At 63.7% G+C, this 12,867-nt stretch carries 14 protein-coding genes; 4 read left to right on the top strand and 10 right to left on the bottom strand.

All coding sequences use genetic code 11. The features are described 5' to 3' along the window. Positions 1-15: 15 nt before the first annotated feature. Positions 16-1,257, top strand: a complete 1,242-nt coding sequence (locus VKF82_08330; GenBank protein ID HME82067.1) for an acyltransferase — start codon at positions 16-18, stop codon at positions 1,255-1,257. Beyond that, positions 1,254-1,811: a hypothetical protein gene (locus VKF82_08325; protein HME82066.1), complete on the top strand. Its 558-nt coding sequence runs from the start codon at positions 1,254-1,256 to the stop codon at positions 1,809-1,811. The genes VKF82_08330 and VKF82_08325 overlap by 4 nt, the downstream gene beginning before the upstream one ends. Here the strand turns inward: VKF82_08325 and VKF82_08320 are convergent. Genes VKF82_08320 through VKF82_08285 form a run of 8 tightly spaced genes read right to left on the bottom strand, consistent with a single transcriptional unit; the run spans position 1,808 to position 8,365 of the window. Next, positions 1,808-2,764: a 4Fe-4S binding protein gene (locus VKF82_08320; GenBank protein ID HME82065.1), complete on the bottom strand. Its 957-nt coding sequence runs from the start codon at positions 2,762-2,764 to the stop codon at positions 1,808-1,810. The two genes, VKF82_08325 and VKF82_08320, sit on opposite strands and share 4 nt — an antisense overlap. 1 nt (position 2,765) lies before the next feature. Next, positions 2,766-3,530, bottom strand: coding sequence for a hypothetical protein (locus VKF82_08315; protein ID HME82064.1), 765 nt, complete (start codon positions 3,528-3,530; stop codon positions 2,766-2,768). Position 3,531: 1 nt separating this feature from the next. After that, positions 3,532-4,701, bottom strand: a complete 1,170-nt coding sequence (locus tag VKF82_08310; protein HME82063.1) for an acyl-CoA dehydrogenase family protein — start codon at positions 4,699-4,701, stop codon at positions 3,532-3,534. Between the two features lie 14 nt (positions 4,702-4,715). Further along, on the bottom strand, positions 4,716-5,513 hold the full coding sequence (locus VKF82_08305; protein HME82062.1) for an enoyl-CoA hydratase-related protein: 798 nt from the start codon (positions 5,511-5,513) through the stop codon (positions 4,716-4,718). Beyond that, positions 5,513-5,830 (bottom strand): 3-hydroxyacyl-CoA dehydrogenase family protein, encoded by a 318-nt coding sequence (locus VKF82_08300; GenBank protein HME82061.1) that lies wholly within the window; start codon positions 5,828-5,830, stop codon positions 5,513-5,515. The genes VKF82_08305 and VKF82_08300 overlap by 1 nt, the downstream gene beginning before the upstream one ends. Before the next feature lie 6 nt (positions 5,831-5,836). Beyond that, positions 5,837-6,697 carry a 3-hydroxyacyl-CoA dehydrogenase family protein gene (locus VKF82_08295; protein HME82060.1) on the bottom strand — a complete coding sequence of 287 codons (861 nt, stop codon included), beginning with the start codon at positions 6,695-6,697 and terminating at the stop codon, positions 5,837-5,839. A 4-nt stretch (positions 6,698-6,701) separates the two neighbouring features. Further along, on the bottom strand, positions 6,702-7,910 hold the full coding sequence (locus VKF82_08290) for a thiolase family protein (GenBank protein HME82059.1): 1,209 nt from the start codon (positions 7,908-7,910) through the stop codon (positions 6,702-6,704). Continuing rightward, the gene (locus VKF82_08285; protein ID HME82058.1) at positions 7,907-8,365 is read right to left on the bottom strand and encodes a PadR family transcriptional regulator; all 459 of its coding nucleotides are present in this window, start codon (positions 8,363-8,365) and stop codon (positions 7,907-7,909) included. The genes VKF82_08290 and VKF82_08285 overlap by 4 nt, the downstream gene beginning before the upstream one ends. Positions 8,366-8,430: 65 nt before the next feature. Between VKF82_08285 and VKF82_08280 the strand changes: the two genes are divergently transcribed. Next, on the top strand, positions 8,431-9,942 hold the full coding sequence (locus tag VKF82_08280; protein ID HME82057.1) for an AMP-binding protein: 1,512 nt from the start codon (positions 8,431-8,433) through the stop codon (positions 9,940-9,942). Between the two features lie 12 nt (positions 9,943-9,954). On the opposite strand, the gene VKF82_08275 is transcribed toward VKF82_08280, so the two are convergent. Then, entirely contained in the window at positions 9,955-10,929 is a 975-nt protein-coding gene (locus tag VKF82_08275; GenBank protein HME82056.1) for a hypothetical protein, read from the bottom strand. Between the two features lie 123 nt (positions 10,930-11,052). Here VKF82_08275 and VKF82_08270 point away from each other — a divergent pair, with 123 nt between their 5' ends. Further along, a complete protein-coding gene (locus VKF82_08270; protein HME82055.1) occupies positions 11,053-11,388 on the top strand; it encodes a hypothetical protein in 336 nt (111 codons plus the stop codon). Here VKF82_08270 and VKF82_08265 read toward each other — a convergent pair. After that, positions 11,385-12,350, bottom strand: coding sequence for a S8 family serine peptidase (locus VKF82_08265; GenBank protein ID HME82054.1), 966 nt, complete (start codon positions 12,348-12,350; stop codon positions 11,385-11,387). The genes VKF82_08270 and VKF82_08265 overlap by 4 nt on opposite strands. Between the last annotated feature and the right edge of the window lie 517 nt (positions 12,351-12,867).

Here is a 12,867-nt window from a genome sequence, read left to right as displayed (position 1 = left end):
CTGCCGATATCTTCAATGATGGCGTCATCTCAAGCCGCTGCATTGCCGCGTGGGGGTCAGGGCACGCAGCACATCGCCTTCATGGACGGCATGCGCGGCGTTGCCGTGCTCATGGTGCTGATCTACCATCTCAAGGAAGCGCTGGCGACCGATCTCCACCTGCGCCTCGGCGCGGTGTCCTTTGGAATCAACACGTTTGCGGGCGCGGGCTTCCTCGGCGTCGAGGTGTTTTTCTTCATCAGCGGCTTCGTGCTGTTCTATCCGTATGCGCGCACGCTGTTCGAGGGCAAGCCGCTTCAGACGGTGGCGCATTTCGTGGACCGCCGGGCGCTCAAGATCTTGCCAAGCTACCTTTTTTCGCTGACGTTCATGACCGCCGTGCTGGCATTGGAGCTTCCCAGGCCCGCGGCGATGGACGCGGCCCTCAAGCTGCTGCAGAGCTACGGCTTACATCTCGTCTTCGCGCATTCGATTTACAAGAGCACGTTCTTCGCGATCAACGGCCCGCTCTGGTCGCTTGCGGTCGAGATCCAATTTTACGTGCTCTTCCCAGCGATCGCATGGGCGTTCCGTCGCTGGCCGCTGGCCACGCCGCTCTCGTTGATCGCCGCGGCGCAGGCGTATCGCCTGCATTTGGCGCTGCACGGCGGTGCGGGCGATTCGTTCTATGTGTATCAACTGCCGGGCTTCCTCGATCTCTTCGCGTTCGGCATGGGCAGCTCGTACCTCATCGTCATGTTCCGCTCCCATTTTCCGCAGCTGCACCGCTGGTGGCCGCTCTTCACCGCGATCTCGCTGCTTGCGGCTTTCGGGATCAACGCGATGTTCGCGAACCTGATCCACACCGGCGCAGGGCCGGCCGCGTGGCAGTGGCAGAACACGTACCGATCGATCTTCGGCCTTCTGCTGGCCGTCTTCGCGGTCAGCGGCATGCTCGGTGCGTCCGCGTGGCAACGCATCATCGCCAATCCCGTGTTCGTCTACTTCGCGTTCATCTCGTACAATTTGTATCTGTGGAATAAGTTCGTCATCGTCTGGGTCGCGGTCCACGTGCTGCCGTTTTTCCGTGCGTGGCCGCACTCGACGCTCATCGCCAATCTCTTGCCGCTGTGCGCCGCCATTCTGGTAGCGATCGCGACGACGTACTTGATCGAGCGTCCGTTCTTGGACCATGGTTGGGCGGTTCTTAGAACGCCGTTCCGGCTCAAGGCGAAGCCGGCGGTGAGGGCAAAACCGGGCGTCGAGGTGAAGACGTGAGTCTCGAACTCATCACGACGCTTGCATCGATCGGCACGCTCTTGGTCATCGCGGCGACCGCTGTGGCTGCGTTCGTGCAGCTGCGCCATCTGAGCGGTTCGAACTCTATTTCCGCGTTGACGGAAAGCCGCGAGGTGCTCGAGTCGCCCGAGTTCGCCGAGGCGCAGCGCTTCGTGGCCTACGATCTGCCCGAGCTGCTCAAGGACCCCGAGGTGCGCCACCGGCTCTTGAAAAGCCCGATCGACGAGCAGCTGCGCCCGGTGACGGTCGTCGGCAATTTCTTCGAATCCTTGGGAACGTTCGTCCGCCACGGCATCATCGACCGCGAGATCTGCACATCGCTGTGGGCGGCCGTCGTGGTGCGCAATTGGCAAGCCTTGGGCCCGGCGCTCGCGATCATGCGGCGCGTCGACGGTCCAGCGTTATGGGATCAGTTCGAATATCTCGCACGCATCTGCCAGGAATGGACGGTCAACCATCCCCAAGGAGACTACCCGGCGGGCGTTGCCCACATGCCGCTCGAGGACGTGTGGCTCAAAGCCGATCAGCGCTAAAGCGCGGACAACAACGCCTTGGCCTGCGCGCTCACGTCGCCGACCAGTAGGTAGTCGGCCGCTTGGGCGATGGGAGCGTTCGCGTCTGCGACCAGCGCGACCACGGTGCCCGCGCCGCTGATCGCCGCGTTATGCTCAGTGGAGCCGGCGACGCCAATCGCGACATACAGTTCGGGTGAGAGCGCGTTCCCGGGAAGCGCGGTTGCATCGATCGTCTCCGCGCCGAGCGCACGCGCGATCGCGCGGCCTGCTTCAAGCGCTTCTGGCGGAAGATCCGGACTGAGCGCGACGACGATGCGAGCCAGCTCTACCGGCGGACTCGGTGCGTCGCCGATCCGTTCCGCCGGGGCGCCGGCGTCAAGCGGGCGCCCAGCAAATTGCGCGGGTCCTCGAGGCACCAACGTGACGACGGTCTTGCCTGGGCCGGTGCGGCTTGAAGTCTTGACGATGCCGCCGTAGCGCAGCCGAGTCGCTCGCACGCCGCCGGCATCATCGACCGTGAAATCGCTGCAGCCGCTGAGCAGCGCAGCGTTCAAACCGGCCGCCACGCGGGCCGCGACGGCAGAGCCGGCACCATCGTGCGGCAAGACGATCAGACCCGTTTCGTTGGTCTGCGCTTCTTGGATGATCGCCGTGCTGGCTGCGCCCGCATCCGTCGGGTCGACGCGCACACCCGCCGCGTTTGCGTTCGCTCGTCTTGCGGTCCGGTCGACGATCGGATTGATGCCGGAACGCTCGGCGAAGTCGACGACGAGGATGGCGCCGCCGGCCGCTTCTGCGGGCGTGGCCGAGATGATGGCGTGCGTCGGGCAGGCGCGCACGCACGCGTCGCAGTCGACGCAGTTCTCGTAGATGACCGCCTTGCCGTCGATGACGTCGATCGCGTTGAACGCGCAGGCGTTGAGGCAGTCGCGCGAACCGATGCATTTCTCGAGGTCGACGGTGACCGGCATATCAGACCAGTTGGCGCTCGCGCAGTGCGGAGACGAGCGTGATCGCGCGGGCGGTAACGTCGGGGCCGTCGACGGTCTCATTCAAGCGGCGCTTGCGATTGGATTCGAGCGGTCCATCGGTCGCGCCCGTGCTGGGCAACGGAGCGGGGTAGTCGAGCAAGACCTCTTCGATCGGCTTCTTCGACGCGCGCATCAGCAGGATCGGCGACACGGCACGCACCTGGATGCCGTATCGCGCCGCAGCGATGACCAGCGGGGTCGCGGCGTCCGAACGCACGAGCGAAGGACCATCGATGAGCACCACGCTTAACGCATCGCTTTCGGCGCGCACGTCCACGACATCTGACCGCAGGCCGGCCTCAAGCGACGAACTCAAGTAGCCGGGCACGGCGCCGCTGCCGAGCGACGCAGTCGCAGCGCCGCAGAAGACGACGTCCGCACCGCCATCGTGCCGTATCGAGTCGGACAGTGCAGCCGCGATCCCGGCTTCATCGGCGCTTTCGAGGCGCGGGTCGCCGATCGCGACCAAGCGGTCAGCGCCGAACACCGCAGCCTCGCGCAGCGCTGCCGACGCGCCCAGCCCGGCGCAATAGACATCAAAGGTCGTGCCTGTCGCTTTGGCAAGCGACGCAGCCAGTTCGAGCGCGTTGCGATCGGCCGGGTTGAGCACCGGCTCGGCGTCTTGGACGTCGAGCAACTGACGAAAGCGATCCCATTTCACCTTTGCGGGATTTGGGACCGCTGCGACGCAGACCGCGAGGCGCACGCTACTTGAGCAGTTCCTCGGCGATGATCATGCGTTGGATCTCGTTCGTACCTTCGTAGATGGCGAGGATGCGCGCATCGCGATAGCCGCGCTCGATGCCCGTCTCTTTCATGAAGCCCATGCCCCCGAAGATCTGCAGCACGCGGTCGACCACGTGGATCGCCATGTCGGAGCAGTAGCGTTTGACCATCGCGGCTTCCATCGAGAAGCGCTCGCCCCGATCGGCCTTCCACGCGCCGTTATACACCATGTTGCGCGCGGCGTAGATCTCGGTCGCGATGTCCGCGAGCATGAACTGCACCGCTTGCTGCTTGGCGATCGGCTTGCCGAACTGCACGCGCTCCTTCGCGTGCCCGATCGCGCGCTCGAGCGCGAACTGCGACGCGCCGACGCAGCCGGCACCCAACGAAAGCCGTCCCATGTCGAGCGTTTTCATCGCGGTGATGAAGCCCATCCCGACCTGACCGATGACGTGATCGGCCGGCACCTTGGCATCGGTGAAGATCAACTCGCACGTATGGCTGCCGTACAGGCCCATCTTCTTATCGTTGGGTCCGCGCTTGACGCCCGGCTGATTGAGATCGACCCAGAACGCGGTGATGCCGCCGCGCGCGCCTAGGCTCTTGTCGGTGACGGCGAACACCGTCGCGAAATCCGCCAGGTCGCCGTTGGTGATGAAATGCTTGACGCCGTTGAGCACAAAGGCGTCGCCTTGTCGCACGGCGCTCGTCTGGATGTTGGCGGCATCCGAACCGGCGGCGGGTTCGGACAGCGCGAAACACGCGATCTTCTCGCCGGCGCACAGATCTGGGAAATACTTGTCCTTGAGCTCTTTGCTGCCGTCGAGATACAGCGCCATCGCGCCGATGCTGCAATGCGCGCCGATGAGGTTGGAGAAGCACGCGTTGGCGCGACCCAGCTCTTCGAGCGCGATGCAATACCCGAGTTCGCCGACGCCGGCGCCGCCGTACTCCTCGGAGAACGGCAAGCCGAACATGCCCATCTCTTTGAGTTTGTCGATGGTCGCCTTCGGTATCTCGTCGGTGTCCTCGACCTGCTGGCCGACCGGCCACAGCTCTTTTTCGACGAACTCGCGGATCGAGCGGCGCAGCAGCTTGAGATCCTCAGGCAGTTCGTAGTTGAGACCTTCGGGTTTGGTGGCGATAGCCATGATGATGCCTTTCCTTATGTGCCGGTGAATTTGGGCCGGCGCTTGCCGAGGAACGCCGCGACGCCTTCCTTGGCGTCATTGCTTGCGAAGATGGTGCCCACGGCCTCGGATTCGGCCTTGAGGCCCGCCGCGGTGCCCTGCTCGAGTCCGATGTTGGTCGAGGCCTTGATGTATTTCATCGCCAGCGGTGCGCCCATGGCGAGTTTGCGCGCGAGGTTGCGCGCGTGGGTGAGGACTTCGTTGTCGGGCACGACCTTGTTGACCAGGCCGTAGCGCGCGGCGTCATCGGCCTTCACGAGGTCGCCGGTCAGCATCATCTCGAGCGCGCGGCCCTTGCCGACCAAGCGCGGCAGACGCTGGCTGCCGCCCCAACCCGGGATGATGCCCAAGTTGACTTCTGGCTGGCCGAACTTCGCGCTCTCGGCGGCGATGCGGATGTCGCACGCCATCGCCAGCTCGTTGCCGCCGCCGACGCACACGCCGTTGATCGCGGCGATGACCGGCTTCGGATAATGCTCGATCTTGTTGAACAGGTCGTGGCCGCGCTGCACCGATGCACGCGCACCGGCTTCGTCGAGCCCCACGAACTCGGTGATGTCCGCGCCGCCGATGAAGACGTACTGGCCCGCGCCCGTGATCACGATCGCGCGGACATTGGCGTCGCCCTCGAGCGCATCGAACGCGGCTTTGAGCTCCTCGAGCGTCGCCTTGGAGAGCGCGTTGGCCGGCGGCCGGTTGATGGTGATGAGCGCGACGCCGCCTTGGATGTCGACCAGGATGTTCGAATAGGTCGCCGTCGCGGTATCAGCCATCACGAATACTCCAAAAAGCCGCGGCCGGTCTTCTTGCCGAGCGCGCCTTTGGCGACGAGTCCCTCGAGCGTCGCGCTCGGCTTGTAGTTGTCGCCGTACTGCGCGTGTAGGCGGCGCAGCGTCTCGAGCACCGTATCGAGCCCGATGGTGTCGGCCTGCTCGAGAGGACCGGTCGCAAAGCCTGCGCCGGCGCGCATCGCCAGATCGATGTCCTTAGCGCTAGCGATCTGCTCGTCGAGCAGCCGGCCCGCTTCCGCGATTGCCGCGTAACTGAAACGCTCGACCAGCGCCGTCTCTTTGTCTTGTGTGATCGCCATGGTCCCCTAGACCTCCGCCTTGGTGTGCGTGTAGAAGCCCTTGCCGGTCTTGACGCCGAGATCGCCCGCGGCGACGAGGTCGGCCAACTCCTTGGGAGCCGCAAAGCGCGGCCCGTACGCCTTTTCGAGCGTCGACGCGACGTCGGCCGCGATGTCGAGTCCCAACATATCGGACAACAGGAACGGGCCCATCGGCACGCCGCCGCGCTCGACGACGATCTTGTCGACCGCCTCGTGATCCACGCCCAGCTCCTCGCGCGCCTTGATGATCTCGACCATCGACGCCATCAGCACGCGGTTGACCACGAAGCCCGCGCACTCTTTGACCTTGACCGGGATCTTGCGCAGCTCTTCGGCGAACGACACCGCGGTGTCCATCGTGTCCTTGCTCGTCTGCTGGCCCGCGACGACTTCGATCAGTTTCATCACCGACGCCGGATTGAAGAAGTGGAAGCCGACGACTTGCCCCGGACGTTTGGTGGCGGCGCCCAGCGCGGTGATCGAGAGCGCTGAGGTGTTGCTGGCCAGGATCGCGGTGCTTTGACAGACCTTATCGAGCTCGCCGAAGACCGCTTGCTTGATGGAGAGTTTCTCGGGTACCGCTTCGATGACGAAGTCGACGTCGCCGAACTCATCGTAGCTGAGCGTCGGCGTGATGAGCGCCATCTTCTCGTCCATCTCGGCCTGGGTGAGCTTGCCCGCTTTGACGCGCCGCTCGTAGACCGCGCGCGCGGTCGCGATGCCGTGGTCGAGCGCTTTTTGGTCGACGTCTTTGAGCAGCACCGGCAAGCCGGCCCACGAGACGACTTGCGCGATTTCGCCGCCCATGGCGCCGGCGCCGACGACGGCGCACTTGAAGATGTACATCTGACTACGCGGCCTCCGTGTTCTCGATGACCAGTGAACCGCCTTGACCGCCGCCGACGCACATGGTCACCAGGCCGTAGCGCTTGCCGGAGCGGCGCATCTCGAAGACCAGCGTCGTGGTCAGGCGCGAGCCCGTGGCTCCGATCGGATGGCCAAGAGCGATCGCCCCGCCATTGACGTTGACGATGCTGCGGTCAAGCTCCATGATCTTCTCGCAGGCGAGGTATTGGGCGGCAAACGCTTCGTTGAACTCGACGAGTTGGATGTCGTCGAGCGTGATGCCCGCACGCGCCAGCGCCTTGGGCGTGGCGACGGTCGGGCCCAGGCCCATGGTGCGCGGATCGCAGCCCGAGAATGCATACGAGCGGATGACGGCAAGCGGCGTCTTGCCGAGCTCGCGCGCTTTGGCGTAGCTCGACACGATCAGCGCCGCGCCCGCATCGTTGATGGGGCACGAATTGCCCGGCGTGACCGTGCCGCCTTTCTTGAAAACGGCGGGATAGAGCGCAAGCTTTTGCACCGAGAGTCCGGCTTGCGGGCCCTCGTCTTTGGCCACCGTCTCGGGTTCGCCGTGCTTCTTTGGGACTTGGACGTGCACGAGCTCGTCGTTGAACTTGCCCGTGCGCTGGGCGCGAAACGCCTTGTTGTGGCTTTCGACCGCGAGTTGGTCCTGTTGTTCGCGCGTGATGCCGAACTCGTCGGCGAGCAACTCGGCGGTGGCGCCCATGAGCATGCCGGTGTGATGGTCGGTCAGCCCGGTCCAGATCGGATCGAGCATCTCTGCCGGACGTAGGCGCGCGCCCCAACGCGCCGACGGGATGACATATGGTGCCATCGACTGGTTCTCGGTGCCGCCGACGAGATACACGTCGCCGTCGCCTGACGCAATTGCCTGCATCGCGTTGGCGATCGACTGCACGCCGCTCGCGCAGTTGCGCTGCACGCTGTATGCGGGCGTGCCGATCGGGATGCCGGCTTCGAGCGAGATCTGGCGCGCGATGTTGGCGAACTCGATCGGCTGGCCGCCGCTGCCGATGATGACTTCGTCGATCTGCTCGGGAGCGATGCCGGCGCGCTCGATCGCGGCTTTGGCCGCAGTCGTGCCCAGCTGCAACGCGTCGTATTCGCGGTACGCGCCGCCGAAATTGCCGACTGGGGTGCGCGCGGCGCTGAGGACGACGACGTCGCGGTCTTTGAGGGTTCCGTTCTTCACGATGCTGACTCCGAGGCGGCACGGACCTTGCGCCGGCGCGCCGTCTTTGGCGGGGGAGAGTTAAGCACTTCGCTGCGCAGCCGCAGCATGGCTTCAATAAGGGCGTCCAAATGGGGACGGGTGCGGATTTTTATCTGTTCGTAGCGCTCCAGGCCCGCGCGGGTGATGCGGTAGATGCGCCGGCTGCGGCGGTCAGGGTGCTCCCATGTCCCGATGACGAAGCCGCGCTCTTCAAGGCGGCGCAACAAGGGGTACATCGTGTTGGGATTCACCGGCATGACCGAGGCCGTCATGCGGTCGATGCGCTCGATGAGGCCGTAGCCGTGGTCGGGCCCCTTGGAGAGCAGATGCAGGATCAGCAGCGGCACGATGGTCTTGGTCTTGACCGGGCCGCGGAAAATCGCCGAGCCGAAGACGGCGTCTTGGGCCGGGACACTATTACTTTTAATAATCATACAAATAGCACGATGCGAGTATAGCTCCCAGGGTCGCCCGGGTCAAGGGCGAACAGCGATTCGATATGCTCGACGAGATCCGCGACGCGCCGCTCTGGAAGCCGACGCGGCCATGGACAGACTGGCAGGCGGAACGCAACGCGCGCCTGCACCGGCACATCAACGAGCAGCTCTATCCCTACAGCCCGTTTTACCGTCGGCTGTTCGACGCCAATAAGATCGACCCGCGCAGCATCCGCTCGCTCGAAGACCTGCGGCGCATCCCGTTCACCACCAAAATGGACATAGCGCCGACCGCCGAAAATCCGACGCGCCACCTCGATCTGATCCTGCAGCCCGACGCCGAGAAGATCCGCCGCTACGCGCCGAAGATGAAAGTGCTCGATCTCGCGCTGACCCGGCTGATGCGCGGCGAGGCCGCCATGACCCACAAGGTGCGCTCGGAATATGCGCCGGTGCAGATCATCTTCACGACTGGTCGCACGGCGCTGCCGACGCAGTTCGTCTATGCCGGCGGCGATATGGATCGCTTCTACCGGGTCGGCCGGCGCATTCAAGACGTCGTGGGCATCGCTGAAGACGGACGATCGCTCAACGTCTTCCCGTTTGCGCCGCACCTCGCGTTCTGGCAGACCTACGCCGTGGGTACGGCTGGCGGCAGCCTGATGCTGCACACCGGCGGCGGCAAGGTGCTCGGCACCGCGGGCAACATCACCGCGCTGATGCGCATGCAGCCGAACGTGCTTATCGGCGTCCCCGGATACGTCTATCACATGTTGCGTCAAGCATCAAGCGACGGCCTGAAGCTGCAGAACTTGGAGTGCATTGCGCTGGGCGGCGAGCGCGTGCCCGCTCCGCTGCGCGCCCGGCTGGGCGAGATGTGCGCGCAGATGGGCCGCCCGGGCGTGCGGGTGCACAGCATCTACGGTTTTACTGAGGCGCGTCAATGCTGGGCCGAGTGCCCGCCGCCCGACTACGACAGGTCGTACGGCTTCCACACCTATCCTGAGCTGGACGTCTTCGAGATCGTCAATCCGGACACGGGAGAACCGGTCAAGCCGGGAGAGCGCGGCGAGATCGTGTACACGAACCTTGAGGGTCGAGGCTCGTGCGTGCTGCGCTATCGCACCGGCGATATCGCCGAGACCGGCGTCGTGTACGACCCGTGCCCTGGCTGCGGGCGCGTGGTGCCGCGGGTGTCAACCACGCTGTCGCGGCGCAGCGACATGGGCGAGCTGAACCTCACCAAGATCCGCGGCACGCTGGTCGATCTCAACAACTTTTTGCCCGCGATGGCCGGCATACCGGAAGTGCTGGAGTGGCAGCTCATCGTCAAGAAACACAACGACGATCCGAACGATCTTGACGAGCTCGATCTGTACATCGCGGTCGCGGCGCACGTCGATCACACGGCGATCAAGGAGAAGGTCGCCCGCAAGGTCCTCAACGATACGGAGGTGTCGCCCAACCGGATTGAAGTGCTGCCGCTCGAGCAGCTCGAAGAGCGTCTCGGCTTAGACACGCAGATGAAAGAGCTAAGAATACGCGACCTGCGTGGCCATGCCAAACAAGCTTAGTGGCCGCGGACCCTAGTGCAGTGCGATACCCGATGGGCCGGCGAGCGTCGTGTTCGAACCGCTGATCGTCGCGATCGGTGCGGCGTTGCCCGTCGCGCCGGGCGCGTACACCGTGATCGAGCTGTTGCCCGCCCCTGGGTAGTTGCCGACGTAGAGTTTGTTTGAAATGTCCAGGACCACCGCGTCCGGCGCATTGAGCCCAGTGGCCGCACCCGAAATCGTTCGGATCGGCGCGGCATTGCCGTTGTACGGCGGTGCAAAGACCGTGATGCTGTTGCCCGACTCGTTCGCGACGTACATATTGCCAGACGTGTCGAACGCGATCCCGAATGGCTGGTTCAAACCCGTGGCAGCCCCGCTGAGCAGGGACACGTACGCCTGATTGCCGCTCGCGGGAACGGTGAGCCCCACCACTGTATCGGTGGACGGGTTCGTCACGTATGCAGTGCCTTGGAATATGGCGACCGTCGTCGCACCCGTGAGCCCGGTCGCAGCCCCGACGGCTTGGTGGGAGAACGCGACGTTGCCGTTTGATCCGGGCGGGAACTCCGTGAGCGTGTTGGCCGTGTATGACGTCGCGTAGATGTTGAGCGCGCTGTCAACCGCCAATCCCACCGAGGCGGCCAACCCCGTATTTGATCCTGCGATCTGAGCGCTCGGCGCGACGTTGCCTGTCGCATTGAAGATCATGATATCCGTGCCGCTGTCATTTTGGACGTAGACGAGCCCATTGCTGTCCACGGCCAGCGAATCGGGATCGGTGAGCAGCGTATTCGCGCCTGAGATCGTGGCGGTCGGCGGAATGTTGCCGTTTCCGGTGATGGGAAACTCAAGAACGTCAGCGCCGTTGCGGTTGGCGACGTAGATCGTCGTCGCTCCCGGTGGGGCCGTCGCAGAGGGAGACGTCGACGAGGAGCTGCAGGCCTGAACGAGCGTTGCGGCAGCGATGACGAGCACGAAGGCAATGCGGGAGCGCGAAACGATCATATCCTTCTCCAACGTTACAAGTGATATGGCTTGGATATCGGCGTTCCAAGCTTGCCGCCTTAGTCACCCGCCAAGCGGTGACCGATCACCAGGACTTCGTCGAAACGGCTCAAAGGATGGACCATGAAAGTACTTATGGGCTTGTTGCTCGCCGCGCTTTTGCTGGGACTCTCGAACGTGGCCTTCGCAGACGATGCGGTCTGCACTAACCCCCAAGTTGCAAGCATGAAGCCGACCGGCGCCGGCACGGTCGAGATCGTCGTGAAGAACACGAGTGACAATGCGCCGTCGCCCAAAGCGAGCCTACAATTGACCTACGTCAATGACAACGGCACGAGCAGCGAGGGCCCAAGATTGGTAATCGGGCCGATCAAGCCCAAGGGTTCGACGACGCTCTATGCTCGCTGGCCCGAGAGCGCGAGCACCATCAACACCAAGATGTCCTGTTCGGGGAGCTAGAACCCGCCGATCCCGTTCGGCGAGCCATTGCCTGCGGGCCCATTGTAGCCGGGTCCGGCATTGCATATGAATGTTCCGGTATACGGCGGGCAACCGTTCGGTGGCGGGGTTCCCGGTGGAGTCGGGGTCGGTGGCGTGGGGGTTTCGGGACCGTTATTCCCCATCGTGATTGCGTTCAGCGAGCCGGCGTGGCTGTATGAATATGACCCGGATGTGATCGAGCCTTCGTTTTCAGCTAGAGCGTACACGCCTGCAATGATCGGAGTCGCCGCACTAGTGCCACCCACGCCACACCAGCCCCCGCAACCGCCGGGTGCGGTGTCATACACAGCTACAGGGGTGCCGGGATCTGCGACCGCGGCGACATCGTTATACATCCGCCCGCTACAAACGCTGGTATATGACGAACCAAGTAACGCCTGCCATGACGGTTGCGCGATATATTGGCTGCACCAACTTCCAGAGTCCGGCCAAACTGTTTCGCTGTATGGGCCAAGATTCAAGGTCGTTCCACCAACAGATGTCACGTACTGGGAAGCCGGCGGATAGCTCGCTTGCGCCTGATTGTCGCCGCTTGCAAAGGTGATCATGATTCCCGGACGATTGAAGTGGAGTTCATCACTTGTCTCTGAGGGATACTCTCCGCCGCCCCAACTGTTGGAAATGACATTTGCTCCACACGTCGTCGCAGCCGTGTCCTCAGCTGTGTAGAGATCCGAGTTGTTGTTCGTATTCGCTTCGACGAGGATGATGTCACATTTCGGACACACGGCAGACACCATGTCGAGGTCAAGAGATTCTTCTAGCGCCCATCCCCCATTTCCAGACGGGTAGTTGCTAGCGATTCCAATTTGATTCACCTTGATGAAGCAGCCGTTAGCTGTCGTGCACGCGGGCAATCCGGCGGCTGATCTGTAAAACGTGAGGTCGCTTTCGGCATTGACATCGTCGAAGGCGTCCACGATCGCGACGACTTGACCCACGCCTTTAGAGCTTGACGCAGAGGTAAGATTATAAGCCGACTGTAGCTCATTCGGCCCGTAACCCATGGGGAGTCTCGGCGAAAGATCGGTGCGGACCCAAGACCGGCAACTCATGCGACCGACGGCCTGATCCGGGCAAACGCGCGACGCCGGTCCGCGGCCTACGCGAGCGGTCATAAGCCGACGCGCCGGGATACGGGCCGCCTCCATAAGGCGTGCCATCGCGTGCGCGTACCGGACGGCCTTTGACGTCGTGCAGTCGGCGGGTCCGGAGGGAGTCGGCGTTGGATGCGGTGTTGGCGTCGGCACGACCTGCTGAGGACCAACAGCAGCGGGGCTTGAGCCGCCGCCGCCCGCGCACGAGACAATAAGAATCGCGAGTAACACCAAGGAACCCATGGTGATACCAAATCGCATCGCGATCAGGCGCGGAACCATCGGCCGGAACTTCGGGAGCATACGACTGTCGCCTCTCTCAAACATTCATCGTCCGTAG

This window comes from Candidatus Eremiobacteraceae bacterium, from assembly GCA_035314825.1.
In the GTDB taxonomy this organism is placed as follows: domain Bacteria; phylum Vulcanimicrobiota; class Vulcanimicrobiia; order Eremiobacterales; family Eremiobacteraceae; genus JAFAHD01.
Note: the sequence above shows the minus strand (reverse complement) of the source record. Positions and strands in the feature narration are given on the sequence as shown.

Bases quoted from the DNA above. Each gene is read 5' to 3' on its own strand.
- VKF82_08320 (HME82065.1), bottom strand. From the start codon at position 2,764: ATGCCGGTCACCGTCGACCTCGAGAAATGCATCGGTTCGCGCGACTGC.
- VKF82_08295 (HME82060.1), bottom strand. From the start codon at position 6,697: ATGTACATCTTCAAGTGCGCCGTCGTCGGCGCCGGCGCCATGGGCGGC.
- VKF82_08310 (HME82063.1), bottom strand. From the start codon at position 4,701: ATGGCTATCGCCACCAAACCCGAAGGTCTCAACTACGAACTGCCTGAG.
- VKF82_08275 (HME82056.1), bottom strand. From the start codon at position 10,929: ATGATCGTTTCGCGCTCCCGCATTGCCTTCGTGCTCGTCATCGCTGCC.
- VKF82_08285 (HME82058.1), bottom strand. From the start codon at position 8,365: ATGATTATTAAAAGTAATAGTGTCCCGGCCCAAGACGCCGTCTTCGGC.
- VKF82_08270 (HME82055.1), top strand. From the start codon at position 11,053: ATGAAAGTACTTATGGGCTTGTTGCTCGCCGCGCTTTTGCTGGGACTC.
- VKF82_08305 (HME82062.1), bottom strand. From the start codon at position 5,513: ATGGCTGATACCGCGACGGCGACCTATTCGAACATCCTGGTCGACATC.
- VKF82_08280 (HME82057.1), top strand. From the start codon at position 8,431: ATGCTCGACGAGATCCGCGACGCGCCGCTCTGGAAGCCGACGCGGCCA.
- VKF82_08300 (HME82061.1), bottom strand. From the start codon at position 5,830: ATGGCGATCACACAAGACAAAGAGACGGCGCTGGTCGAGCGTTTCAGT.
- VKF82_08330 (HME82067.1), top strand. From the start codon at position 16: ATGATGGCGTCATCTCAAGCCGCTGCATTGCCGCGTGGGGGTCAGGGC.